16 protein-coding genes are annotated in these 26726 nt (G+C 39.3%); 7 read left to right on the top strand and 9 right to left on the bottom strand.

Going from position 1 to position 26726, the window contains the following annotated elements:
* Window positions 1–60: 60 nt before the first annotated feature.
* Window positions 61–2106, bottom strand: a complete 2046-nt coding sequence (locus tag OLM61_RS18420; protein ID WP_264524057.1) for a patatin-like phospholipase family protein — start codon at window positions 2104–2106, stop codon at window positions 61–63.
* A 473-nt stretch (window positions 2107–2579) separates the two neighbouring features.
* On the opposite strand from OLM61_RS18420, the gene OLM61_RS18425 reads away from it, so the two are divergent.
* From OLM61_RS18425 to OLM61_RS18440, 4 genes are all read left to right on the top strand, one after another.
* The gene (locus tag OLM61_RS18425) at window positions 2580–3461 is read left to right on the top strand and encodes an AraC family transcriptional regulator (protein ID WP_264524058.1); all 882 of its coding nucleotides are present in this window, start codon (window positions 2580–2582) and stop codon (window positions 3459–3461) included.
* A gap of 65 nt (window positions 3462–3526) precedes the next feature.
* Window positions 3527–4249, top strand: coding sequence for an SDR family oxidoreductase (locus tag OLM61_RS18430; protein ID WP_264524059.1), 723 nt, complete (start codon window positions 3527–3529; stop codon window positions 4247–4249).
* 109 nt (window positions 4250–4358) lie between these two features.
* Window positions 4359–5240 (top strand): formate dehydrogenase accessory sulfurtransferase FdhD, encoded by an 882-nt coding sequence (gene fdhD / locus OLM61_RS18435; RefSeq protein ID WP_264524060.1) that lies wholly within the window; start codon window positions 4359–4361, stop codon window positions 5238–5240.
* Between the two features lie 78 nt (window positions 5241–5318).
* The gene (locus tag OLM61_RS18440; protein ID WP_264524061.1) at window positions 5319–7688 is read left to right on the top strand and encodes an FdhF/YdeP family oxidoreductase; all 2370 of its coding nucleotides are present in this window, start codon (window positions 5319–5321) and stop codon (window positions 7686–7688) included.
* 11 nt (window positions 7689–7699) lie between these two features.
* Here OLM61_RS18440 and OLM61_RS18445 read toward each other — a convergent pair whose 3' ends face one another.
* Both OLM61_RS18445 and OLM61_RS18450 read right to left on the bottom strand, forming a co-directional pair.
* Window positions 7700–8008: a hypothetical protein gene (locus tag OLM61_RS18445; protein ID WP_264524062.1), complete on the bottom strand. Its 309-nt coding sequence runs from the start codon at window positions 8006–8008 to the stop codon at window positions 7700–7702.
* Between the two features lie 53 nt (window positions 8009–8061).
* The gene (locus tag OLM61_RS18450; protein ID WP_264524063.1) at window positions 8062–8997 is read right to left on the bottom strand and encodes a Dyp-type peroxidase; all 936 of its coding nucleotides are present in this window, start codon (window positions 8995–8997) and stop codon (window positions 8062–8064) included.
* A gap of 405 nt (window positions 8998–9402) precedes the next feature.
* Here OLM61_RS18450 and OLM61_RS18455 point away from each other — a divergent pair, with 405 nt between their 5' ends.
* Window positions 9403–11847, top strand: coding sequence for a TonB-dependent receptor (locus OLM61_RS18455; RefSeq protein ID WP_264524064.1), 2445 nt, complete (start codon window positions 9403–9405; stop codon window positions 11845–11847).
* Window positions 11848–12017: 170 nt separating this feature from the next.
* On the opposite strand, the gene OLM61_RS18460 is transcribed toward OLM61_RS18455, so the two are convergent.
* From OLM61_RS18460 to OLM61_RS18475, 4 genes are read right to left on the bottom strand one after another with little or no spacing between them, the layout of a single operon-like run.
* Window positions 12018–13160 (bottom strand): cytochrome-c peroxidase, encoded by a 1143-nt coding sequence (locus OLM61_RS18460; protein ID WP_264524065.1) that lies wholly within the window; start codon window positions 13158–13160, stop codon window positions 12018–12020.
* Window positions 13161–13190: 30 nt separating this feature from the next.
* Window positions 13191–14699 carry a DUF6850 family outer membrane beta-barrel protein gene (locus OLM61_RS18465; RefSeq protein ID WP_264524066.1) on the bottom strand — a complete coding sequence of 503 codons (1509 nt, stop codon included), beginning with the start codon at window positions 14697–14699 and terminating at the stop codon, window positions 13191–13193.
* Window positions 14700–14710: 11 nt separating this feature from the next.
* Window positions 14711–15913, bottom strand: coding sequence for a DUF4876 domain-containing protein (locus OLM61_RS18470; RefSeq protein WP_264524067.1), 1203 nt, complete (start codon window positions 15911–15913; stop codon window positions 14711–14713).
* A gap of 28 nt (window positions 15914–15941) precedes the next feature.
* Window positions 15942–18764: a TonB-dependent receptor plug domain-containing protein gene (locus tag OLM61_RS18475; protein ID WP_264524068.1), complete on the bottom strand. Its 2823-nt coding sequence runs from the start codon at window positions 18762–18764 to the stop codon at window positions 15942–15944.
* Between the two features lie 471 nt (window positions 18765–19235).
* On the opposite strand from OLM61_RS18475, the gene OLM61_RS18480 reads away from it, so the two are divergent.
* Both OLM61_RS18480 and OLM61_RS18485 read left to right on the top strand, forming a co-directional pair.
* Complete coding sequence (locus OLM61_RS18480; RefSeq protein WP_264524069.1) at window positions 19236–20066, top strand: restriction endonuclease; 831 nt, start codon at window positions 19236–19238, stop codon at window positions 20064–20066.
* Between the two features lies 1 nt (window position 20067).
* Window positions 20068–21423, top strand: coding sequence for an MBL fold metallo-hydrolase (locus OLM61_RS18485; RefSeq protein WP_264524070.1), 1356 nt, complete (start codon window positions 20068–20070; stop codon window positions 21421–21423).
* A 122-nt stretch (window positions 21424–21545) separates the two neighbouring features.
* Here OLM61_RS18485 and OLM61_RS18490 read toward each other — a convergent pair whose 3' ends face one another.
* Together OLM61_RS18490 and OLM61_RS18495 are read right to left on the bottom strand one after the other, a co-directional pair.
* Window positions 21546–22970, bottom strand: a complete 1425-nt coding sequence (locus tag OLM61_RS18490) for a SusD/RagB family nutrient-binding outer membrane lipoprotein (protein WP_264524071.1) — start codon at window positions 22968–22970, stop codon at window positions 21546–21548.
* 12 nt (window positions 22971–22982) lie between these two features.
* Window positions 22983–26174, bottom strand: coding sequence for a SusC/RagA family TonB-linked outer membrane protein (locus tag OLM61_RS18495; protein ID WP_264524072.1), 3192 nt, complete (start codon window positions 26172–26174; stop codon window positions 22983–22985).
* Window positions 26175–26726 lie beyond the last annotated feature (552 nt).

The following is a 26726-nucleotide window of genomic DNA, read 5'->3' on the forward strand; positions in this document are numbered from 1 at the left end:
TGAAGTGAGAGCTTTTTTGTATTTGATACTATTAGTCCGAAAAGATAAATTAAAGTTTATTTACTTCCTGCCCAGTACCTCTTTAGGATCTACTTGTATTAGGTTTTCTTTCATTCTTCTAATATTATAATCGGAAATGACCCAGTTCATTGGATACGGAATTATATTGTCAGTACTATCTTTTGGCAAATTCTCTTTACGGAATGACTCGTGATTCATTCTAAAAGAACTGCGCTCTATATAATCCTGTAATTTTTTATTAGACAATTCTGTCTGATTGCCGTACGTCCCCAAAACGGTTATAAGCGGAGCTGCGAGATCGTTTACTAATGGGTGTAATGTTTTAGGTTCCTCCTTTTTAACTGTGCCATTGGATATGTATATTATTTTGAATTTTAGTTTGTTGCGTAATTGATAAAAAATGTCATCCTTATTGCCGCTTTCCATTCGGATCTCAATGCGCTGTAGAAGTTCTGAGGTAATTCCGCCTCCACTGTTATCGTAATAACCGCCGTCCACAAAATACTTATTGTTTATTTCTCCTGCTGGTGACAGGTAAGGAAAACGAGCTCCGAGAACGGCTGCGGTACTCAATTTTATATTTTTGTATCCCCCATCGGTATCTGCATCCAGCTGCGAAAGCACATCCAGACGGTGTGTAAAAGGAGGGTTAATTTTCACATTACTAATAACACCGGATGAACCGCTTTCAATATTGGTTGTATTAACAAAGACAATAGGCAGACGTCCGCTATAATCAAAAACAGTGTCCAGGGTCCCTTTAAAATACTGTCCAATTTGAGAGTTGTAATCCGACTTTTCCATTGCGGTTGCCAATGCCTCTGCCCTGTCGTCCTGCAATAAATAAGGGACTAGATGACGTAATAAATCCGGGCCTAAAAATCGGGCTAAAGGATAGGTCAGAAAATCAGCTTCAAAAAAACCAGCAGCAGGATAATCGCTTATCACCTTTGTGGTATCTTTAATTGTGATTGACGGATCGACCAGCGTGGTATAAAATGCGAGATTACCGACAGAACCTCCGGAAGCCCCCGCTAAACTGAGAAGATGATCTGAGAATTTATCTTCAGGATAAGCGGCCTCCAATTTTGACAATACAGAAGCTACCCAATAACCTGACTTAGAAGCACCTCCATCTGCGATAACCAAATATATCGGATAAGATGTAGAGTCTTTTTTTAGGACATTTGAACGAATCGGATTCTGAATCCATGCGTCGAGATACTTATCAATTTCAAGTCTATCGGCGTACAAATGTTCAGTTTTAGTCTCCTCTAGATTTACATCGTACGGATCGTAAAAATAACCTAGTAATATCGCCCACGAAACAATTAACATTGTAAACCGAAAATTATACTTGACAGCGTAAGATTTGATCTTGCAGACAAAAGCCACCCATAATCCCATTGCCAATAGTAGACAGCCCAGGGAACCATATCGGATGGCGAAATCTGGTGAAAAAAGAATTAATAAATACAATATAAACGACAAATATAATGCCCCGTAAAAAATCCTTTTCCATCCCGTGCTTACCGTAACACCAACAGTTGTTTTTCTTTTTTGAACAGCGACAAACACAAACAGAATTTGCAACAAAAAGTAAAAAATAGAAAGAAACATCCAATACCGGATATGGAGTGGAAATTTAGGATCATCCATTTTAAATAGTTTCTCAAAACTTGTGGAAGCGAATAAATAAATGAGAAGTATAATATAGCTGATGCCTGTAACAATACTGATCGTAATGAGTCGTCTGGTTTTTAAGTTAAAAGTTCTATTCAGTAAAAAATAATAGGCATTATGAAATAACAACAGTGCCCAAAAAAGCCAAATCGTTTTATTCTCAAAATCAATAGCTGGCAGATTTAATGCCGCAAGTTGCAAGCCGACCGCTACATTATACCCTAACAAACGAGGAAAATGATTGTAAATTCGAGGTGTCGCAGCACCATACATGGTTATAAACAAATTTGAAATTTGTCTGGAACTTAGCCAGGACAATAACATCCATAAAATTACGCTCAAATTTGTAAATACAAACGGTCCCAAATATTCGACAGTCTGCATCAACATATCTTGTCCCATTGGTAATTTAACTATGACAAAATAATAGAGTATCAAAAAAATAAGACCGGGTGAGAACAAGTAAATACCTCGTATTAAATTGCTTGCGTTTATTATAAAAAATCGAAATAGAGTCATGTGAATTTAGAGTTTGTTATTCGACATTAAGCTGTTAACCTATTCTTTTACTTGTATCCTAATTGATATAATGCAGGGTCCGAACTAGCTAAGCGTATGCCTCTTTACGGATTGCTATTCCGTAGAAATTTAGCATCACAGCTTTATCAAGCTAATTTAGGAATTAACACAGAATCCCAAGCAAGTATATACACCTGTTTACCAAACTCTTAAATCACATTCAGAAATAAATACCCCTAAAACTGGTCTGCTATCGCTCTGACAAAATCATGAGACAGCTGTGGTACTCTATACCATAGTGCTAAGTCCTTAAAATTCTTAAATTTGTAGCGCTAGCCTAAATATAGAGACCCAAAATGCAGGAAACCAAAGGACTAATTCAGCAAATAAAATTACACAGCAAAATTGCCATTAGAGTAAGTACGAACTCCGATAATCAATTGCCTGAGGATGTAATGAAAATGCTTACCCGTCCTCACCGTAAAGCCAACTTTTTCTTTGTGTTTATTGAAAACGGTTCGCTTACTCATAAAGTTGATTTAAAAGATCTGACCATTTCCAACGGACAATTATTTTTTATCCTGCCCAATCAAATCCATACAGCACCCAAAGAGGTTAAGGATGGTCTTAAATATTTCAAAATGAGTTTTGATCAAAACTGTTTGTCGTTGCTTCCTCAGCAGTTTTCTTTCTTACTCAATCCCTTAAACTCACAAATCGTTTCCTTTGATAACGATTCAAAACAACGGGTAAAAATGCTTTTTGAACTTTTGAACAGCATTCTAAATACAGCGGGAAATGAAATAGACGGAGCTATTATTCTGGCGCATCTTAATTCGATACTGACAGAAATTAACACTGCCTATTTTAAAAATGTAGTGAAAGAAAACGCAATGCCAGCGCGGCTTTCAAAATACATTGATTTTAAAATTGCCGTTGAAACCCATCTCACCGAACAACTTCCCATAAATACTATGGCAGACCATCTGGCCGTAACGACGAACCACCTTTACAACATTGTGAAAGAGTTTTCGGGTGTTTCACCAAAAGAATTTATTACCAATCGTTTGATATTGGAAGCACAGCGAAAACTGCACTACTCCAAATCTTCTGCTAAAGAAATCGCGTACGAACTGGGCTTTAACGACCCCGACTATTTTTCACGGCTTTTTAAAAAGACCACGGGAAAAAGTATTAGTAATTATATCACTGACATTCAGGATTTGTCAGGCAGTTAAAACGAATTGTCCAACCCATTTCAATTTGCTCCGTCTACTTTTACAGCTCACTAATTTATTAAAAAATGAAGTCAGCACTTATAACAGGAGCCAATAGAGGAATCGGTTTTGAAACCGCAAAACAATTAGCAGCACTCGGATATTTTGTTTACATCGGCAGTCGGGAAAAAGCAAAAGGACTTGAGGCAGTTGCAACACTTAAAGCATTAGGTTTTTCAAATGCAGACTGTGTCGAATTAGACGTTACCAACATTTTGTCTGTCAAAGCGGCACGGCAAGCCATAAAAAGCAAAACACCCCAATTAGATGTTTTAATAAACAATGCCGGCATTAGCGGTGGCTTTCCACAACCGGCACTTACAGTTCCGTTAGAACAAGTAAAAACCGTTTTTGAAACCAATTTCTTTGCTCCAATTCAGGTGATACAAGAATTTATTGATTTACTGAAAAAATCAAACGAACCAAGAATTGTAAATGTAACTACCGAACTTTCTTCGATTACCAAACATCAGGACCCTGACTGGGAATTTTACGCCTATAATCCTTCGGCTTACGGAGCTTCAAAGTCGGCCTTAAATGCCTACACCGTCATGTTAGCCAAAGAACTTAAAGACAGTAATTTTAAAGTGAATTGTGTTTGCCCTGGTTTTACCAAAACGGCGTTTAATAACTACATGGGTGTAAGGCCCGTCGAGCATGGAGCAAGAGCAATTGTAAAATATGCAACCCTTACTTCGGAAGGTGCAACAGGAAAATTCTTCAATGAAGATGGTGAAATGCCCTGGTAAACACAAAACACCAGCCGATTTGCTCATTTCAAGGTCGTTATCCTTAAACTCAGAACTTTTTATATCTGTTTTTTTATTAAATTTACGTGTCAACTTTTAATGCGTTTATATGGAAATGAAGGATCCGGAATTAGTTTCTATTAAAGAGGTGTTCATTAGAAAGGTAGACGGGATCGAAAGTTCGTCCTTCCCGGATATTGTCTCTGTCGAAGAGCCTCTCGAAATAAGGATCAGTTATGGTTCTGAGGCTGAAAGAACACAAAAAAACATCTCAGTGACCATGCGTACACCCGGGAATGATCTGGATCTTGCGGTTGGTTTCTTATTCACCGAAGGCATTATTTCTTTTTATCAAAACATCAAAAAAGTGTATCATATCGAAACGAATTGTGCAGCACAAAAGAAGAATGTAGTCCAGGTCGATCTTATCGAAAATTTTATTCCACATTTGGTACAAACAGATCGGAATTTTTATACGACTTCAAGTTGTGGGGTTTGCGGGAAAAGTGCCATTGAATCCATCAGAACGGTTAGCGCTTTTAAAGCTATCCCAAGTTCTAAACTAAAATTGTCAACAGCTGTACTTTACCAATTACCCGACAAATTAAGAACCGGCCAAAGTAGTTTTGCTCTTACAGGAGGTATTCATGCGGCGGGACTTTTTACTATTGAGGGAGAATTAGTGCTTTTGCAGGAAGATGTTGGACGACACAATGCTTTAGACAAGCTAATTGGTAAGGCTCTGGCTGAAAACCTATTGCCCTTAAACAACTATATCCTGCTTCTGAGTGGCAGAATCAGTTTTGAGTTAATTCAGAAAGCAGCGATGGCTGGAATATCAATTGTAGCGGCTATTGGCGCGCCCTCTAGTCTGGCAGTTGAATTGGCGGTAGAATTTAACATTACCCTACTGGGGTTTCTTAAAAAAGAGAGATTCAATATCTACCATTCTACTGATCAGGTATTCATTCCGACCTCCAGTAAAAATTAGAATACATTTTGAACCGCTACGATATAAAATTATAATTATTCCGGTTTTTTACGAGTATACTACTTAAATGCAAAAGTTATGAAAGAAGATCAATCTAAAAAAAGCACCGACCGTAAAGTTACAGAAGAACCAAACGCCGAAAATCCATATCGTCTTTTAGATCTTAAGCTAACAAAAGTAGAAAAGTGGGCCGCTGGCGTACCCGCAGTCATAGCGGCTTTTAGCGATCTCATTGAAGAAAAAACACTTGTTCGGGGTACAAAAGCTTTATTTAAGATGAATCAGGCTGGTGGTTTTGACTGTCCAAGCTGTGCGTGGCCCGATCCCGATGACGAGCGATCTCCTCTGGGTGAATATTGTGAAAACGGCGCTAAAGCACTGGCGGAAGAAGCTACAACCAAAAAAGTTACAGCTGACTTTTTTAAAGAAAATTCGGTCTACGAACTTGCCAAACTTGACGATTATCAAATTGGCAAAATGGGCCGACTGACGGACCCCATGTATTTACCCAAAAATGCTACTCATTACCAGCCTATCAGTTGGGACGCTGCCTTTACAAAAATAGCCGATCATCTCAATGCATTGGAATCTCCCGATGAGGCTGCTTTTTATACCTCGGGAAGAACAAGCAATGAAGCGTCCTTTCTCTACCAGCTTTTTGCAAAAGAATTTGGTACAAACAATATGCCTGACTGCTCCAATATGTGTCATGAAACATCGGGATCGGCTTTACGGCCAACCATTGGCATCGGGAAAGGCACTGTAACGCTGGATGATTTTTATGATACAGATGTCATTGTGATCATTGGTCAGAATCCCGGAACCAATGCGCCCCGAATGATGAGCGCTTTGTCAAAAGGTAAAAAAAACGGAGCAAAGATCATTGCGATAAACCCTTTACCCGAAGCAGGTTTAATGGGGTTTCACAATCCACAGGAAGTGAATGGAATTATTGGAAGCGGTATTAAACTGGCCGATCTTTTTTTGCCTGTAAAAATAAATGGCGATATGGCTTTGCTTAAAGCGATCGAAATTATATTAATTGAATTTGAAAAGAAAAACCCCGGAGAAGTCTTTGATTATGATTTTATCAAAGAAAAAACGACAGGATACGATGCTTTTTTAAAACAATTTGACGCTTACAACCTTGATGAACTCGCCCTACAATCCGGTGTTTCTAAGGAGCTGTTGTATGAAGCTGCGGAAATTTTAGCCTTCAAAAAGCGAATTATTGTTTGCTGGGGAATGGGGCTTACCCAACAGCCTAACGGTGTCGAGATGATCAGAGAAATTCTTAATATATTGCTGCTCAAAGGAAGCATCGGTAAACCCGGAGCGGGCGTTTGTCCGGTACGTGGTCACAGCAACGTTCAGGGAAACCGGACGATGATGATTGACGAAAAACCGACTGACGAACAACTCGATCGGTTACAGGCCTATTTCGGCTTCAATCCTCCCCGTAAACACGGCTATGATGTTGTTCGCGCCATTAAAGCTATGCAGGAAGAAAAAGTGAAATTGCTGTTTTGTATGGGGGGTAATTTTTTATCTGCAACACCTGATACCACTTATACCGCCGGTGCCTTAAGAAAACTAAATTTAACCGTTTGCGTATCTACCAAGTTAAACCGAACTCACCTGATTCACGGACAGGAAGCGCTCATACTGCCAACATTGTCGCGAAGTGATAAGGACATTGTCAATGGTGAAATACAGATTGTAACTACCGAGAATTCAATGGGCGTGGTACAATCATCTAAAGGAATGCTAAAACCTGTCTCCGATAATTTAATTAATGAAACACAGATTGTCTGTAGAATGGCAATGGCAACATTAGGAAGCAAATCGGTTGTTGACTGGCAAGGCTACCATGATAACTATGATGCCGTAAGAGATGCTATTGAAAAGTGCATACCGGGTTTTGAAAATTACAATGTCAGAGCGCGTCACAAAGGAGGTTTCTACCTGCCGAACGCAGCGCGTGACGGACAATTTATCACAAAAGAATTTGGGAACCGTGCTCCTTTTACCTTAACTACGGTACCGGATAATGCCCTTGCTCCCGATGAGTACATGATGGCTACAACCCGAACCCATGATCAGTTTAACACCACAATCTATGGTCTTAACGATCGCTATCGCGGTATAAAAAACGAACGCCGTGTTGTATTTATGAATCCAAAAGACATTGAAAAAGCAGGATTAAAAGCGGGCGACAAGGTTGATTTATTTAATTATGATGATGGTATCGAACGAATTGCGCCTTTGTTCGTTATTGTTTCGTATCAGATACCCGAGAAAAATACTGTTACCTATTTTCCCGAAACCAACGTACTGGTTTCGGTGAACAATGTTGTAAAAGACAGCAATATGCCCGCATCAAAGTATGTGAAAATTAAAATTAAAAGACACAATCCTAAAATATACGAAAGCATAAAGGAACTGTAAACCGCAACCGTTTAGGTCTGGCCGTCAGTTTTGTCAAATGCTGACGGCATCAGTTCGATATGGTATTTATCGGCCACTTTTATCAGTATTGGTAATAAGATCGAAGCGCCCGGAAGCAGTAAAAAAGGAATACCGATGCCAATTATTTTTAACGAATCGGAAAGCTGGATTTTAAGCGTGTTCTCTTCGTCTTCGCTTATGCTGCCTTCTTTTATGTACTTCTGAATAATTAAAGCTGCCTCCTTTTCTCCTTCTCCTTCTTTTTTCAGGTCGAACAAAAAGTGATGTACATTCTCTTCAATAGTTTTTTCAATTTCCATAAAATTTGGATTGTCAATTGGTATTCGGTTTAGCATTTATAGTCAAAATAATCTTATTCATCAGCGTATTGATCTAAGACATCAAAACTTGGTGCAAAAAATAATGTTCCGGTTGCTGCAGTGCTAAAATCCAGTATGCGGTCATAGTTTCCGGGTGGATTACCAATGAACATATTCTCTAACATTTTTCTTGTGGTGCTGAATGTACTGGCATACGAAATAAAATAGGTACCCACTTCTCCCTTAGAAGGATTTCCGAAAGGCATATTGTCTCGTACAATTTTAAGTTCCTCACCATTTTCATCTGTAATTGCGGTTAGCGCGCTGTGTGAGTTTGCAGGTTTCACTTCGTCATCCAATTCAATATCATTCATTTTAGTTCTTCCAATTACTTTCTCCTGCTCCTCGGTAGTTAGATTTTCCCAATTTTTCATGTTATGGAAGTATTTCTGTACAAACAAATAGCTTCCACCCTTATAGTCAGCATCTTCCTCACCTACTATTGCAAAAAAATCTCTCTCATCACCTATCGGGTTTTCGGTGCCGTCCACAAAACCAATAATAGACCGACCGTCCCAATATCTGAATCCGTGGATCTCTTCCAAACATTCCGCGACTGGCTCGAGAACCTTTGAAATTGCCATAGCCATATCAAAACAAATGGCTGCGTTTTGTGCTCTTAAATGAAAATGAAGATCACCTGCGGTAGCTTTTGCGGTGTGTTTTGCTCCTGTTATTGGTTCAAAATTCACCAGTTCTTTCGGTAAAGGTTTCGGTAATCCCAGTGTAATCCAGGCGTCATGTCCAACCCCCATTACGCAGCTGCTTCGTCCGTCGGGAATTCTTATGGTAAAGGAATTGTTTAAATTACTGATCAACGAACACACTTTCTTAAATGCCGATTTTATATCGGTCTGATTTTTAAATTTCCAAACCATAAAAATGGTGTTGTTGTTTGGATAATCGGTAACATTTTGTGATTGACTCATACTGGTAGCTATACGTTATATGCGATTCTGATTTTATTATTAGGCAATGGTATACAGGACCAAATCCTAACTGTACTCTAAAATTAGTAATAAAATATAAGGTGTTCAAACAAAAAGCAAACTGTCTTTTTTTGAAATCGTAAAAAAAATAGTATACAAACAGTCCTGAAAAGCATATAAAATAAAGATCTCCTTTCTTACGAATCGGAATTGCTTCTATATAGCCTTTACTCTATATAAATAGCATTCAAAAAGATTGTGTTCTATTCGATGCCTTACAAAAATTAAATCTTCTGCCTAAATTATTCTGTTAAATCTCTCTCTTTTTTACGCTATTTATATTTAGTCTAAATAATAACAGTATATTTGTGACCTAATTTTTAAATCATAATATAAATAACCGCCATGAAATTCAATTATTTACTTTTGCTGCTGGCCTTTTCTAGCCTTGGTCAGGCGCAAAATGCCAGAATTACGGGAAAGATCGTTTCCCAAAACAATGAAGCTGTATCGTATGCTTCTGTGTTTCTTAAAAGCCTCAAAAAAAACACTACTTCTGATGACAAAGGAAACTTTGAATTCAACAATCTGACACCAGGAACGTATACCCTTCATTTTTCGGCAATGGGTTTTTCTGCACAGGAAAAAAGAGTTGAGCTCCAACTCAATGAAAACCTTGAACTTTCGATCGTTTTACAGGAAAACATCAATACTTTACAGACGGTCGAGATCACAGGCCGAAAGGAGAAATCGTATAAAAACACCAAATCGTTTATTGGAGCCAAAACAGAAATAGCTTTAAAAGATCTTCCACAAGCTGTTTCTTATGCTACCAAAGAGTTAATCGCCGATCAGGGTTCGATTCGCGTAGGCGAAGTGGTAAAAAACTTCAGCGGGGTGAGTCAGTTTACCTTTTATGACGATATTTCGATTCGTGGTTTTAGAATTAACGGAGGAAGCAATACACAATTATTAAACGGAATGCGAACTTCTACCGGATTCTGGAAGCAGCCACTTGCCAATTACCTCGAACGTGTTGAAGTTTTAAAAGGACCTTCCTCTGCTTTGTTTGGGAACGCTTCGCCGGGAGGAGTTTTGAACCGCGTGACTAAAAAACCGCTGGATCAGGCCGCAAACAGTGTCAGTTTCTCCACAGGAAGTTTTAATACGCTAAGAGCCTTAGCCGATTTTACAGGGCCTCTGACAGAAGACAAGTCGCTTTTATACCGTTTGAATGTAGGGTATGAAAATGCGAATTCTTTCAGAGATCTGCAATTCGACAAAAATATTGTCATTGCTCCTTCTCTTTCCTTTCTTCCAAATGATAAAACAAGCGTGAACTTTGACCTGATTTATACGGGTTCGAAAAGTATACTGGATCGTGGACAATCTACTTACGAGAATAATTTATATTCGACAAAAACCTCGAATTCGTTAAATTCTACAAACGATTATTTAAACGAAGAAACTTATATTGTTACTACTTCATTAAACCATCAGTTTACCGATCGTTTGTCGTTTTCTGCTTCTTACATCCGTACGGGTTATACCGAGGATCTTTTGGAGCATCGTGGTGCCAACAAATATGCTTCAGCTGGTGATGGAACGACCATTCCGACCGCAATCGAAATGCAGGTTTTCCAACGCAAGCGCAAGCGTTATATTGATAATCTTTCTGCCTTTTTTAAATATCAGGCAAAAACCGGTGCTTTAGATCACAATTTGATTGCCGGCTATGATTATGCACAGGAACAGGTACCGGCAGGAGGTTCTCAACTTCAGGCAACAGGGTACCGAAACGCAGCCAATACGGGTTCAATTGCAACCTACGACCCTAAAAAGAAGAATCTTTATTTGTTAGATTCTAAAGGGAATCCGGTTCCCAATGTGGCGCATTTTGATTTGACCAATCCGTCGACATCACAACAGTTAAAAGACATGAGCAAATATTTCTATGCCGCTCGTCCGTTTGACCCGACTTATTATTCCTTATATGGAATTTATGTTCAGGATCACATTAAATTTGGCGCTTTTCAGGCTTTAATCGGGGTTCGTTACGACGAATATACCGATAAAGAAAACTACAAAAAAACAACCGAAAAGAAGGTAAAACAGCATTCGTTCCTGCCTCGTTTTGGACTTACGTATACTCTTAATCCCAATATTAATTTATACGGAACTTACGTAAAGGGATACAATCCACAAACGGCTTCTTCTTTATCCAATCCGAATGCAGGTGGGCCATTTGATCCGTTAGAAAGCAATATGATTGAATTTGGAGGAAAATCTTCCTGGTTTAAAGAGAAACTTTTTGTGACGGTGGCTTTGTTTAAAATTCAGCAAAAAAACACTTTATATCCTGCCAACGATCCTGTAAATCCAGATTTGATGCGATCCATTGGAGAGGAAGAGTCAAAAGGTATCGAAATTGATGTGAACGGAAGTATTACCAAAAACTGGAGTATTTCTGCGGCTTATTCGTATAATGAAGCTGCAATTACCGAAAGCCCTGTAGGTACAGAAATTGGAAGACAAAAACCAAATACGCCAAAACAGCAAGGGAATGTTTGGACACGTTACAACTTTACTGATGGTGCTTTAAAAGATTTTGGTCTGGCTTTCGGAACTAATTTTGTGACCACCCGCAACTTAAGTCAAACGGTTACACAAACTATTCCGGGCTATACCTTGTTTAATGCGGCATTATATTACAGCATCAATAAATTTAAAATTCAGGTGAATGCCAACAACATCACCAATAAAACCTACTGGGTTGGAGGTTACGACTATATTCGTTTGTTCCCTGGTGCGCCTTCGAACTGGCTGTTAACACTAGGATATTCCTTTTAATAAGTGCTTTCAGAAGACACTTTGGATTATTTATCCTATGCATAAAACATTTAAAGAAATATATGCCTGTTGCTCCTCTGGCTTGGACTTTTGTCCGGGCTGGAGGTTTTTATTCACTCCCTAAAAAGTAAATCCCATCTCTTGCGAAATGGGATTTTTTTATGCGTTATCTACCTTGGTATCTGTGGTCTTTCCATTTTATACTGTCTTCCTGACAATGTTTTTATAAAAGAAACTAAAGCCACAATTTCCTCATCATTAAGATGTAACGGCTGCATTAAAACATCCGTTTTAGGAAATAACGGGTCGGCTGTTTTTTCCGATTCGTCGGGGTCGATCATGTGCATACCGCTGTTGTACATGTTTACAATTCCGGTGATATTGTCAAACAAACCATTGTGCATCCACGGGCCGGTAAACGTTACATCGCGCAGAGAAGGGGTCCTGAATTTCCCAACATCTTCTGCTTTTTTAGTAACATTATAAAGTCCTAAGTCTTCGTATTCTCTTTTGTAATAAGTGAGTCCAATATTGTGAAAGGATTCATCGGTCAGGTATTTCCCGGAATGGCAATTCATGCATCTTGCTTTGGTACGAAAAAGATGCAGCCCATATATTTCCTGATCGGATAACTGCGTATAATCGCCATCGATAAAAGCATCAAATCGGCTTCTTTTACTGAGAATTGTTTTTTGAAACACCGCCAGAGACTGAAGGATTTTTTCATAGGTAACCTCCGAACTCCCAAAGGCATTTTGAAACCAAACAGGATAAGCTTTGATTTTCTTTAGCTTTTTGGCCAAACTTTTAGCTTCCATATTCATTTCGTGATGTGCCGTAATGGGCCCTTGCGCCTGCTCTTCTAAAGTTGCTGCACGACCGTCCCAAAAAAAGGATTTCCGGGCTCCAATGTTATATAACGATGGCGTGTTTCTTTTTCCCTGCAAATGGTCATGGCCTAAAGATTTTTCTCTTGCGTCTCCCCACGCAAGCTCCGGATCATGACAACTGCTGCAGGAAACCTGATTGGACCCGGAAAGTTTGGGATCAAAAAATAGCATTTGACCTAAAATTACTTTAGGATCTTCCAATCTGTCGTAGTAACTGCTATCTATCGCCAGGGATTCAAATTCCTGCCAAAGAACATCTTTGTCAACGGTAGGTTTTGGCCATTGATGAGTGGGTTTGCTATAAATTTCACGCCAGTTGGAGTTTGCTATTTTTTCACTAAATGCAGCACTAAAACTTAGCAATGCATAAATAATACCTGTAAAAAAGGCAAAAAAAGAGGTTTTTACTATCAGAGACTTCATTGTGAGTAGATAAAGATTTTATAATCTGTGTTAAAATGTCAACCCCAATGACATTTGATAAAAAGTATTGTTTAAGTTTTTGGAATAGTTGTAATAATCAAAGCTCGTTTTTACAAAAAAGTTAAGATCGGGTTTGTATTTATAGTCCCACCTTGCCGCGAGATTTACCTTGGAATACCCCGCTGATAAGTAGGCAAAATTAGAATCGAGCAGGTCGAAAATTTGATTTGTTTTTCGGTCACTCAGTGCCATCTCCGAACTTAAAATCCAGTTATGCTCCAACGAAGCCGAAAGATTGATTAAGGATTGAGACAGGATTTTTGAAACGGCAAAATCCAGTCGGCCAATACCCTGCTGTATGTCTACAGTTCGCAGAGGATCACTATACTTTTCTGCTGTATTTTTTAGATTAAAACTTGGTGCAACCGACCAGGTTAATGCAGGTTTTGGAATAACATACAATCCCGAAAACACAACGGATGTTACCTGATTGCTGTATTTCGTATGTTCGGCTATTTTAATGTAAGAGGTTGTACTTTGATTGTCGAATATGTTTTCGGTTCCCGCTCTGTTGGTATAAAAAAGTCCAATTTTTGTGCCCCAAAACTTTTCTTCTGATTTTTTAGAATAAGAAACGGCTGCTTCATAACTATTTTCTAAAATAGCAGACGCAACAAGATTTTGAAACTCGGTCATTATTTTTTCATACTCAAACCGATTGTATCCTGCCGTTAATCCAAAACCACTTCGATCTTTTGGGAAAAACTGCAAGCTTCCGCCGTATCCTCTTCCGTCGTAATAAGAGCTGAGTTTATTTCCGGTAAGCAGCTTATTGTACACACCAAGTCCTACCATATGATAAACCGCCGGAGCACCCAATTCGCTAAAGAATTTCAAATTATCAGATTGAGTATATTTTTGCAGATTTAGCGCTGATCCTAAAACATAATGATCACCAACGTTTACCGAAATACCAGCCAAAACCTTAAGATCTGAAACGGTATTTTTTGGTCTCGGATCAATATCTCTATACTCCATTAAAGCCCTGTAATTGGCTGAAATACCGAGGTTCATTTTACTAAAAGCTTTAGTATAACCACCGCTAAAAGAATACTCCTCATACGAAAGATCACCTCCAATAGAATCGGCCGTTACATACGGATAAATGATTTGATAATCTGAGCTTTCGTTCCAATGCACCTTTTTGCGCTTGCCATTCTTGTAATACGCGTTTCCAAAAACTGTATTTTCAGAATTCATCTTATAGTACGATTTGGCGTTGATTAGAAACTGGCTAATTCCATTCCCCAATTGCTTTATATTGGTTTGCTGTGAAGCCGAACTATAATTGGCACTCAGTTCTGATAATGAATAACGACGGGCATAACGCTGATTGGCAGGATTACTATAGAAAGCGCCGACAAAATTTTGCTCAGGAGATAAGTCTTCCTGGACGCGAACCAGCACCGAAGTACTGTCCTGCGCATACAGCATACCCGAACTCAAAATAAGAAATAGAAACAGGGAACGAAAGCTCATGATTACATTCATTAATTCATTAAAGAGGGTTTAACCTCAGGACTAAAATCTAAAGTAGAATTGTTAGTATCCTTTAATATTTTTTTACCGTTTGCCGTAGTTGAAAGCGCTTTACGACGAACACTTTTTCCGTAACGGGTTGCATCAGAATCTACTTTTCCGCAATACGTCCAACCCTTATCCAATGATGGCGCTGTTACAATCCATTGAAATTCAGACTCAACACCTAGGTTAACAGCGTCTATAATCCATGTGTTTGGAATCGAATAAACACTTTCTCCCATTGGGTAACTTTCTCCACCAACTACCAAATTGTACTCGTAGTCATAGGTGTAATCCGTAAGGTATTTTGCTTTGGTTATTGGCAAACGAGCGATAACAAAACTTTTAAATCCTCTGTTGTGGATCACCATAGAAGAGAATAAGCTTTCCATATTCGGAACGGCAGGATTATCAACATCATCGGCATCTTCGGTATAAAATTCAAAATTGGCTTTTCTCAAATCCATCGAGGCCGAGTTGTATTCTTTATGATCGATCGCGTCTTCGGCAATAACAAAAAATTCACCCGGAGCGATTGGATAAGTAGTTCCGTTACCCGGAACAATCGCAACAGCTGATGCAGCAAACGATTGTGCCATAATATTTGGGGTATACTCCTGTTTATCGGTAGTCATAAATTCTGACTGCGCGATCATTAAACCGTCTGCATACAATACCTTGTCCGTATTATTGTGAATTTTAAAGTATTTGTCTCCTAAATACTGTTTGCCCTGAGGAGTTCTTGTTCCGGTAAAAAATACCTCTTCGATCACAAAATCAGACTGGGTTGTTTTCAGGAACAGATTCAAAGAAACAGCTGCACTTCCACCGGTAACCACCACCGATTCTTTATAACTACTTACCGTAGCTTCAACCGTATTTCCATCTATGGTATATTTAATTTTTCCATCAACAGAAATTTCATAAGAACCTTCGCTTAACGCAACCGAAAGGGTGTTCGATACCGCTTTGCTTTGTGTGATTTTACCGGTATTGCGCTCTTTAAAAGAAACCGAAATTTCAGAAAAGGCAACACTGCTTAAATCATCGGGATTTACAAGTGTTAAAGTTAAAGCCGTTTCCTTACTGCTGTTATCATCGTCTTTAGAACAGGATTGTAAGAGTGCCACTAAGGCTATTGTTAGATAAATGGGTAGTAATTTAATTCTCATAATTGGGTAATTTATTTAATATTAAAAGTTAAAAATTCAAGTTTAATTCCATCCCGAAATAAGGTGAAGTAAGCCCTCTACGTTCAATCTTCTGACCATTGATTTCATAGTTTTGATAGTAGCTGAAGAGTCGGTTAACGAACATGGAAATTCTAAATCGCTTATAAAAATCTTTAGACACTTTCAGGTTCATGTTCATCGACATCGGAACGGTCTTTTTTTGAAACAAAGCCTCATTGTACTTGATGTCCAGCCATTGTAAAACAGGATCTGATTTGTCTTTTTCAAGATAAGGATGTTGTTTGCCCGAAGGATCGATATAAGCAACAGGCGTTCCGTTCATAGGGGTAGACTGATCGTTTCTAAACCATAAAAACTGGAAGGAGCCCGAAAACTCTAATCCAAGAGAAGGAACATAGGTGTCTGCAATTATATTGGTATTGAACTGCTGTTTTTCAGAGCCATCATCAAACTGGTAAAGCCCTAAATAAGGAAGCCTTTTTCCGTCGATGATAATGTCTTTCTGCCCTCTTTTATAAACCGGACTGCTGTTGGTATAGGTTGTTTTAAACCAGGCGCCATTCAGCGTAAATCGGGTGTTGATTGCGGTAAAACGCTTTGAAGAGAATTGAAACTCGACACCGCTTTTAAGCAGTTTGCTTCCGTTATTGGTGATGTTGTAAGACGTTAATAAAGTATCCATAACAAAACGCAGCTGTGCCAGATCAGGCGGTGCGGTTAAAGTTGAAGGATCGATAGAATTATTGTCGTACTTTTTATACGAAAGCGCCTGGTATCTCGAATTGTTTCTAAATCCGGAATCCATGCGTTCGTTAAAAAGAGTCACCGAAAACCGATTGCTGTCGTACGAAAAATCAGCACGAAGCTCCCATTTTTTATTAATTGCCGGTGTCAGCTCGTAATTTACCGGAGACGTTTTGTAGGTCATCAGGTTAATTCTTCGGTACTCCGGTGTATTGTGATAATAGTTGAGCTGCACCAAATCGTTATAGATAAAATCAGGGTAAAGCTGTGCCAGCGTTGGAAATTTAGTATACTGCCCGAAACCCGCTGTAAACTCTGCTTTCATTACATGTTCGCCCATTTTAAAAGACGGAAGCACCCATTGAGTATTAATTCTGGGATCGAAATAGTATTTTCCGTGAATGGAGTAAGCCGATGGCACATTCAATAACGACATTGCCCGGATACCTCCGGCCATGTTTAACCGATGTTTACCAAGCGGAACTGTAATCGCGTCTTCGGCAAAAAAAGACAGATCTGTACTCGCAGGAATATCTTTGTATGCTCTCGGACGTGTAGACATTTCAGGCGATGGCGGATGTGTGGTATCATACACCTGCCCTTTTCCGTTGTTTTTAGAATAGGTCCACTCCGAGCCCGCTTTTAAAGCATGTGTAATTCCAAACAAACGAACTTCAAAATCTCCCATAGCTTTTAAGAACGCATCAAATGGTTTTCCGTCTACAGTAAGATTAGAAACATACTGCGGTGTTAGAAAAATCCCGTCAGATTCACCCTGTTGTGTCGTATTGGGGATGGCCTTTGCACTGGATACCTGTACCCATTTGGTCTGTTCTATTTTATCGTATTGCTGACTAAGCGATGCCGATGTATGAAGCGCTTTTAAAAACGAGGATGTTTTAAAGTTTAAATTGAAGGAGTTGGCCAGTGAAAATCGATTGTAACTCGAACTATATCGGTCAATTTTAGTATAACCCACATCGGGATCTGCCCTTTCATTGTCGACAGACCCACTGTAATCTAAACTGGAATCCCATTGAAGCTGATGAGCATCATTTTCCCATGTTTTTTGTGCCCGTATGGATGTCGTGATTCTCTTATAGTTTTCAAAACTATTTCGCGGATCTGATTTTGCATTCAGATAATCCAATCCAACGTTCAGTACCAATCGTTTCTCTTCCGATTCAAAGCCTTTTCCTATATAATACAACTTGCTAAATTCATCTGCTTTAAAGCGCGATTCCCAGTTACTGCGTCCTCTTTTTCGCTGAATTTTAATCAATCCGCTCGTTAAATCACCATACTCGACAGAGGGAATTCCTCTGATGATTTCAACTCTCTCAATTTGATCTGTAGAAATAGAGCGCATGTCTACCCCTTTTGAGGTGGTATTTCGGCTTGTATTGGCGTATCCTGATCCCGGCGTTATCGTCAGGTTGGGTCCGGTGGTGTATTGAAGGTTCGCATCGGTGTTTAAAGGAATCCCGTCAATTACAAAAGAAGTTCCTAGAGAGGAAATATCATAGTTCGAGTCGGCTATACCCACTTCTCGTAGTTTGATATGATTGGAAGCATTAAATACAGGGTCCTTCGAGCGTCCGCCAGGCAGTAATTCCAATAAGTCGGTAAAACTCGATGGCTGTAAATGCTGCATTGCTTTTTTATCGATAATCGAGGTACTGGTCATTCCGCGCGACTCTACGGCAGTTATAACCACTTCGTTTAACTGAACGCTAGACGGAATTAATTCGAATGACAGCTTCTCATTGGCTTTCAATTCCAGATTTTTCTCGATCGTTTCATAACCCGGGCACGTCAATTTTAGTTTGTAGCGGCCACTTTCAATAGTATTTAAAAGGATATGACCAAAATCATCTGACAGGGTTTCAAACTTGCGGGTTCCTTCTAGAGAAAGCACAACTCCTTTTAACGGAACTTTACTTTCGGCATCTTTAAGGGTAATCTGAAGTGTAACTTTAGGGATATTTTGAGCAAAAACTGGGTTAAAAAGCAACAGAAATGCTACAGAAAGGACAGTTGCAATCCTTTTAAACAGGAATGCCGTAAGACTATTAAAAAGAAACATGGTATTAAATTTCTAGCAGCTGCGGAAGCTATATCACAAAAAGGCGGTTAATCGTTGCAAATATAACCTAATTTAGACTCAATAAAAATAATATTTTAAAACACTAAGATCCAAACCACTTCTTTCTTTCTTAAATTTTAGCTTAAAACGCTGATTATCAAAAATATTTACCGAAATTTGTTCATACGCTTACTCTTTGTATACTATTTAAAAATTAAACACTTTTAATAGCAATTAAACTGTAATTGACAGTGTCCTGTTGCCATCTGTAACCGTTCTTCTGCCAACTTACTACCAAATCTTCAATTTTCCAGTTTCAGGAGTAACCGAACGAATAAAGTTCGAAAATCCTAATTACCGTTCCCAAAACCTACTGTAAAAAGCAAATGCAGGGAACCTAAACTCAATAGCAACAAGCTGCTGTTTTTCTTTTTTGATAAACAGAATCAGCTCTTAAACGCATTGTCTGTGATGAAAATAACGAAGCACTCCGGGCACAAAGTCCCATTCGACAAAGAAAAACTAAAGCTTTCTCTCAAAAAATCGGGAGCTGCACCCGATCTTATCCAGGAATCTCTGGGTGAAATCGAAAAGCAAATCTATGAGGGTATTACCACCAAAGAAATCTACAAAATGGCCTTTGTGATTCTAAAAAAAGCGGCCAATGGACATGCAGGACGTTACAATATCAGACTGGCGTTGCAAATGCTTGGTCCAGCTGGTTTTTTCTTTGAAAAATTCATTGCCAGACTGTATGCCGCAGACGGTTACAAAGCCAAAATAAATTTAACGCTACAAGGAAAATGTGTGTCACATGAAGTGGATGTGGCTATTATGAAGGAGAATTTGATTACCATGATTGAATGTAAGTTTCACGGCAGCAAAGAAGGTTCTTCGGATGTAAAAGTCCCGATGTACATCCTTTCCCGTTTTAATGACCTTAAGGCAAACCGACACACTATTTTTACCAATAACGAAAGTATTAATTCCTGTATTATTGTGACCAACAATCGTTTTACCAAAGACGCGCAGGATTTTGCCAGTTGCAGCGGAATCTCGTTGGTAAGCTGGGATTATCCGCAAGACAATAGTCTTAAAAATAAAATTGACAAAGGAGCGCTCTACCCTATTACCTGTCTCACTACCTTGTCACTAGTTGAAAAAGAAAAGCTGCTTTTTCTGGATCAGATCTTGGTTAAAGACCTTATTGATGATCCACAAAGCCTGTCAAAAATAGGACTTAGCCAAAACCGAATCAAAAATATACTACACGAAGCTTCGCAAATTTGTAAACTTATTTGACATGAAAGTAAAATTTATAGGAGGTGCGGGAACTGTAACCGGTTCTAAAACGCTGATCGAAACAAAAAGTAACAGAATACTGATTGATTGTGGTCTTTTTCAGGGGATAAAATCGCTTCGGGAACTCAACTGGGATCCTTTACCTGTTTTACCCTCCAGTATCGATTTTGTCCTGCTTACCCACGGTCATCTGGATCATTGTGGCTGGCTTCCGCGATTGGTAGCTCAGGGTTTTACGGGTAAGATATACTGTACCGGTCCGACCAAATCGATTGCGAAATTGGTCCTTTTGGACAGTGCTAAAATTCAGGAGGAAGAAGCCGAAAGGGCCAACAAGGAACAATATTCGAAACACACGCACGCGGAGCCGCTTTATACCGTAGAACAGGCTGAGGCTGTGATGTCATTTTTTAAAGTCATCCCTCCTGATACAGTCGTAACGATTGCAGAGGATACCACCGCCGTTTTTGAAAATGCAGGACATATCATAGGAGCCTGTAGCATTACGCTGACTGCCGAGGGTAAAACTCTAGTGTTTTCGGGGGATATAGGCCGTGATGACGATGTACTGATGTTTCCGCCAACCAAACCCCTAAAGGCCGATTATATCTTTCTGGAAAGCACCTATGGCAACAAACTGCATCCCAATTTAGATGTAAAGAAAGAACTGGAAACACTCATCAATGCTGCTATAGCACAAAATGAAACCGTCATCATTCCGGGCTTTGCTGTAGAGCGGGCGCAATCGGTCATGTTTTTGCTGTGGCAGCTCAAACGGGAAGGCAGAATTCCTGACGTTCCTTACATACTCGATACTCCAATGGGGGCCAATGCCCTGCACGTATTTTTAGAGAATTTAAAATGGCACAAACTGTCTGTTGAGGACTGTCATGAGATGGCAAAAATGTTTAGGATTGTTTCCGAGTACGAGGAAACGCAGCGTATTATTGCAAATCCTCAGCCCAAAGTAGTTCTTGCTGCAAGCGGTATGGCAACAGGCGGGCGGGTATTATCCTATTTTGAACATTATATCAGTCTTGAAAAAACAACTGTTATTTTTGTCGGTTACCAGGCAGAAGGTACTCGCGGAAGAAAACTTCTTGAAGGTGATAAAGAAATTAAAATTTATGGAAATTACTATACGGTGCGAGCCAAAATCTTTCAGATAGAAGGTCTCTCTGCACACGGAGACCAAAATGATCTTTTAAACTGGCTGTCTGCTCTTACCAACACTCCAAAATGTGTTTTTTTAGTGCATGGCGAAAATTTGCCGGCTGATGAACTGCGAATTAAAATTCACCATCGCTATCATTTTAAATGTACTGTTCCGTTAATGGGAAATGAAATAGAAATTTAGGTTTTGTTTTTAGCTGACTGACCTTCAAAGCCATAAAACAAACAGCCCCGCACCATTGTTTTAGTGCAGGGCTGTTTCTCAAAAAAAACATTTTTTATAAATCAATTATTTCCAAATAGGATTTAATTGGCGTCAAACCATAGTTTTGTAGTCAGCAAATCTTTTCCCTGAGCGGATACTGCGGCTTGGTAGCTCGTTCCGTTCAATGACTGCTCTGTTCCCGGATAAAAGAAACGCGAAGGAATCTGTCCGTTCAAAACCGTAGCCGGACCAGCTTTTAGTACCGGATAATCAAGTCTTCTCCATTCCACAAAAGCATCAAGACCTTGTCCGTAGAATGCAATCCATTTTTGTGTACCTATCGATTTGGCATAATTAGTCGCATCATATTTTACAGTAGCCTGATTCAGATATTTATTGATTGTTGTTGCATCTGTGATTCCAAATTGATTGAACGAAGCAGTAATTGCATTTTTGTACAATTGCTCAGCATCTCCGCCAATATAACCACGTGCTACCGCTTCAGAAAGGTTAAACAGTACTTCAGAATAGGAAACAATTACAGCCGGTGACGATGAAGTCAGGAAGTAAGTTCCCGGTTTTGAGGTCTTAGCAAAACCTTGACTATTCGCATCACTGTTTGATAATCCGTTTGCACCACCCACATACTTACCAACAGTTTGATCTGTAGGCAGCTGAGCATAAACCGGCAAACGCGGATCGGATAATTCGTTTAACTTGTCTACCAAAGTTTTCGAAATACGAAAATCATCACGGGTTTCAAACCAGGCCGAAGCAGGATTTTGCTGAGGTGAACTGGTAAAAGTAAACTTAAAGGTTTCGTTATTGTTGCCAATGACTCCCGCAGCATCGCTTGTTGCTTCAATCGCTGCTTGTTTGGCCAATGCAGGCTCTTTATCTGAGATTCTCAATGCGATACGCAAACGAAGTGAATTTACAAGCTTCTTCCATTTTGTGATATCTCCTTTATACGCCAAGTCTCCCGTTACGCTTCCACTTGCCGGATTTAATAAAGACTGTGCCTGTTTTAAATCTTCCAGTAATCCTGTATACACTTCTTTTTGCGTATTGTAGGCCGGTGTTACTTTTAAGCCTGCTTCTTTGTACGGAATGCTTCCGTAGGCATCTGTTAACAATAAAAATGTCCACGAGCGCAATGTTAGTGCAATTCCTTTATAGTTTGGGTTGGCCTGCTGATCCGGAAATTTCAGAATGGTGTTCAAATCTGTAATTAAGGTGGCGTAACCTGTATTCCACAAAGTAGTGAAAGAGGTGTTTGATACATCGTACCTGTCCGGCTCTGTGTACTGAACCTTAGCCCAATGCTGGACAAATAATAAAGAGGCATTAAAGTTATTATCAGATCCCCAATACAAATCGGCTCCCTGTTTTAGTGTTCCGGTTAACAGATAAGGTGCCAGTGGTGTTTCGGTTGCATTTGGATTTTTATTAAGATCATCCAGCGTATCCCCACAAGAAGTAAGCGACACCGCAAATAGAGTTATATAGGCTAATTTTTTTAGCATGATTTCTTTTTTTTAAAATTTAAGATTAACATTCAGACTGAAATTTCTAGTCGTTGGCAAAGCTAAGCTCTCCAATCCCTGAGCATTTCCGGTAGTGAAAGCCGTTTCAGGATCAATATTTGGTGCATCTTTATAGATAAATAACAGGTTACGGCCTACAGCTGTAATACTTGCTCCTTCTAATCCAAGTTTTCTAACAAATTTCTTATTGAAATTGTAAGCCAGTTTTACCTCTCTTAGTTTTACAAAAGTCGAACTGTAAATGTAGGCTTCGTTAATGTTGTAAGATGCTTTGTGAAACTCCTGTGCACTAATCACCTGAGAGTTTGGGGTTCCGTCAGCATACACTCCGTTAAAAATAACACCATCATCATATACCGTTGCTCCATTTGGAGCTGTGCCACCTGTTAACAATGTTTTCGGATTGGCCGAGTTGTTATTTGGATAATAGTAATTTAAACCTCCATTTGCGGCATCACGGCCTGCTAATGTCTCCGCCAGTACACCGGTATAAGTACCTGTTCTGTTGGTTCCCGAATAAATGTCACCCCCAACACTGGCGTCAATAAGGAATGAAAATTCAAGATTTTTATACGTCAATGTATTGGTTACACCCGCTAAATAATCCGGAGTATAATGTCCTAATACTTTCTTTTGCGGATCGGCCTTAGGCAATCCGTTAGCACCTACTACTATATTTCCGTTGGCATCACGCTGATACGCTGTGCCATAAAGAGCACCGTAAGCCTGCCCTACTGAAGCCAATACATCAACACCTCCTGAAGAACCAATGGTATAGTTTTGAATCTGTTTGTCGTAGTCCAAAATCTTTACTTCGCTTATATTCTTCGAGTAATTTACGCCTACATTCCATTTGAAGTCCTCCGTTTGAACAGGAGTTCCGTCCAACTGAACTTCGATACCGCGGTTGTTCACTTTACCTGCGTTGATCAATTGCGAATTGTAACCGCTCGAAGCTGTGGTTTTTATTTCTAAGATCTGATCAAAACTATTGGTGTTGTAATACGCCACATCCAAATGCAGTCTGTTTTTCCAGAAAGAAGATTCTATACCTAATTCCGTAGAACGCGTAGTTTCAGGTTTCAGGTTCTCATTCAGTTTTTTCTTAGCCGAAGTTTGAATCGGGTTTCCGTCAAAGGCAGTTTGAAAATCGTAAACAGTAGACAGTTGGTAAGGATCTGCATCGTTACCTACTTCCGACCAGCCTCCACGAAGTTTTAAGAAATCAAGTGTATTGCTTTTCAGATTAAAGGCGTCAGAAACTACAAAACTACCGTTAAAGGAAGGATAAAAATAAGAACGGTTGCTGCTTGGCAATGTAGACGACCAGTCGTTACGGGCAGTTACGTTCAGATAAGCATAATTTCTATACCCAAATTGTGCCGACGCATAAGCACTGTATACTCTTAATCTCGAAATTGAGTTTGACGAAGTCAACGGGTCTCTCGAATTCGTCAGGGTATACAAGTCCGGTACAGCCAAACGTGGTGCTTTTTGATAATTGTTGGCATCACTGTGGTTACGAATATTGAATCCGGCAAGGGCATCCACACTAAAATCGTCGTTTACTTTTTTAGTATAAGTAAAAATCCCCTCCGTGTTTCTTTCGTTTACGGTGTAAGCATCTTCTGCATACGATCCGAAAGGCGTTCCGTTTGTACCGTATTTAATCGTGTACTTTCTGCGATCGTTGTAATAATCAACTCCGGTACGGAATTTGAAATTAAGGCCCTCGATAATTTTGGCATCCAAATGAATGTCTCCAATAATACGATTACGCTGTTGGCTGGTGGTGTTGTAATACGCGTTCCAGTACGGATTGCTGTAATAACTGTTGTTCCAGTTCACGTCTCTGTTCTTCTGAAGTTCGTCGATGTCTACCTGACGTCCGAACCAAAGAAACTGAAGCATTACACCAGCAGCACGGTTACCCTGAGGACCGCCCGGTAAAGCCGGAGCATCGGTCACAATATAGTTGGCCGTAACCCCTACTTTTATATTTTTAGAGATTTGGTAATTGGTATTAACCGTAAAGTTCGTTTTGTTTACTTCACTGTTAGGTACTGTTCCCAGTTGTTTTTGATTGTTTATTCCCAAACGAAAATCTGATTTTTCATCTGATTTCGCGATAGAAACGCTATTGTCATAAGTAACACCGGTATTAAAAAAGTCCTTTACATTATTCGGATGTGCTACGAAAGGTACAGCAACACCATTGGAGTAAAATTGAGGGATAAGTCTGCCGTCCAGTTTAGGTCCCCAGCTTTCATCCACTCCGTCATTGATACCGCCCCCTTTACCGTCTACAAAGCTGAACTTTCCGTTTGATCCTTGCCCAAATGAATTTTGAAATTTAGGCAAAGTCGCCACCTGAGAGATGGTAATTCCTGAATTGACGCTAATCCCCAATCCTTTTTGACTTTTTCCTGATTTTGTTGTAATCAAAACTACCCCATGTGCCGCACGAGATCCGTAAAGAGCTGCCGCGTTAGGTCCTTTCAGTACACTTAATGACTCAATATCCTGCGGGTTTAAATCGGCAATCGCATTTTTAAAATCGCGGGTGGTTCCTCCAGTGCTACCCAACTGTGAGTTGTCTACCGGAACTCCATCGACCACAAACAACGGCTGATTGTTTCCGGATATAGAAGTTTCACCACGAATAACAATACGTGAAGATCCCATATCTCCCTGTGAATTGGTAATACGAACACCCGCCAATTTACCACTAAGGCTGTTTAAAAAGTTGGTTTCTTTTGTATCCGACACTTCTTTTCCTTTAAGCGCCTGCGTAGTGTATCCTAACGATTTTTTCTCTTTCGTAATACCTAATGCGGTAACTACTACTTCCGACAGTGCGTTTTGTTCCTGTGTAAGGCCAACGGTAACCGAATTTTCACTGGCTACAACTTCTGCTTTTTTATACCCCAAATAGCTTACGATTAAAGTATAAGGAAGTTTTTGCCCGGTTTGGAAATGAAATCTTCCATCAAAATCAGTTACCACCCCATGAGTAGTCCCTTTAATGTTCACCGAAGCACCAATAATAGGTTCCTTTGTCGCAGCATCGATTACTGTTCCTTCAAGTTTGGACTGGATAAGCGGTTTGGTTTCCTGTGCTTTAATTCCAGTGGAAATCAACAAAATACATAATGCTATATATCTATTTATTTTTTTTTTCATTACTTTGTTTTAGTTTAATAAATAAGGTGACCGGTGCCGGATATACTCCGCCCGTCCTTATAGAGATGTACAATTTCTTTAAGCTTCGCCATTTCTGTTCCCGCAGAAATGGTTTTTTATTAGCTACACATTCGCTTTTTCATTTTCTTTTTATTTTGGGTTATTATTATTTGAATTGGATCACTGCTCCCGATGCCCTATCGAAAAGGGCCTTTCTATTGGGCTCCCGTTCGTTCAAAAGTGAACAAATTCGGCGATTCTTATATTCTACTAATTTGATAGAACAAAAGTATATTAAAAATACGAATGCCAAAATTTTAACTCTTTTTTTTATATAAAAAATGTTAAAAAAATAACTCCAAAAGGGTAAACTACTAAAAACAAAATAGTTAACAACCAATTGATTTTCCTTTGCTGTGTAAGATTTTTTCTAAAATGAGAGAATGAAATGTCTTTTAATTTGCTTTTCTTTAAAAAAGGGTATCCATTACAGTATTTTGTAATCCAACTAAAGTTATTATTGATATAAATAAACCTAATAAACTATTATAC

Source organism: Flavobacterium sp. N502536 (assembly GCF_025947345.1).
GTDB lineage: Bacteria > Bacteroidota > Bacteroidia > Flavobacteriales > Flavobacteriaceae > Flavobacterium.

Bases quoted from the DNA above. Each gene is read 5' to 3' on its own strand.
- OLM61_RS18490 (WP_264524071.1), bottom strand. From the start codon at position 22,970: ATGCTAAAAAAATTAGCCTATATAACTCTATTTGCGGTGTCGCTTACT.
- OLM61_RS18460 (WP_264524065.1), bottom strand. From the start codon at position 13,160: ATGAAGTCTCTGATAGTAAAAACCTCTTTTTTTGCCTTTTTTACAGGT.
- OLM61_RS18455 (WP_264524064.1), top strand. From the start codon at position 9,403: ATGAAATTCAATTATTTACTTTTGCTGCTGGCCTTTTCTAGCCTTGGT.
- OLM61_RS18480 (WP_264524069.1), top strand. From the start codon at position 19,236: ATGAAAATAACGAAGCACTCCGGGCACAAAGTCCCATTCGACAAAGAA.
- OLM61_RS18425 (WP_264524058.1), top strand. From the start codon at position 2,580: ATGCAGGAAACCAAAGGACTAATTCAGCAAATAAAATTACACAGCAAA.
- OLM61_RS18485 (WP_264524070.1), top strand. From the start codon at position 20,068: ATGAAAGTAAAATTTATAGGAGGTGCGGGAACTGTAACCGGTTCTAAA.
- OLM61_RS18465 (WP_264524066.1), bottom strand. From the start codon at position 14,699: ATGAGCTTTCGTTCCCTGTTTCTATTTCTTATTTTGAGTTCGGGTATG.
- OLM61_RS18445 (WP_264524062.1), bottom strand. From the start codon at position 8,008: ATGGAAATTGAAAAAACTATTGAAGAGAATGTACATCACTTTTTGTTC.
- OLM61_RS18495 (WP_264524072.1), bottom strand. From the start codon at position 26,174: ATGAAAAAAAAAATAAATAGATATATAGCATTATGTATTTTGTTGATT.
- OLM61_RS18475 (WP_264524068.1), bottom strand. From the start codon at position 18,764: ATGTTTCTTTTTAATAGTCTTACGGCATTCCTGTTTAAAAGGATTGCA.
- OLM61_RS18420 (WP_264524057.1), bottom strand. From the start codon at position 2,106: ATGGGACAAGATATGTTGATGCAGACTGTCGAATATTTGGGACCGTTT.
- fdhD (WP_264524060.1), top strand. From the start codon at position 4,359: ATGGAAATGAAGGATCCGGAATTAGTTTCTATTAAAGAGGTGTTCATT.
- OLM61_RS18450 (WP_264524063.1), bottom strand. From the start codon at position 8,997: ATGAGTCAATCACAAAATGTTACCGATTATCCAAACAACAACACCATT.
- OLM61_RS18440 (WP_264524061.1), top strand. From the start codon at position 5,319: ATGAAAGAAGATCAATCTAAAAAAAGCACCGACCGTAAAGTTACAGAA.
- OLM61_RS18430 (WP_264524059.1), top strand. From the start codon at position 3,527: ATGAAGTCAGCACTTATAACAGGAGCCAATAGAGGAATCGGTTTTGAA.
- OLM61_RS18470 (WP_264524067.1), bottom strand. From the start codon at position 15,913: ATGAGAATTAAATTACTACCCATTTATCTAACAATAGCCTTAGTGGCA.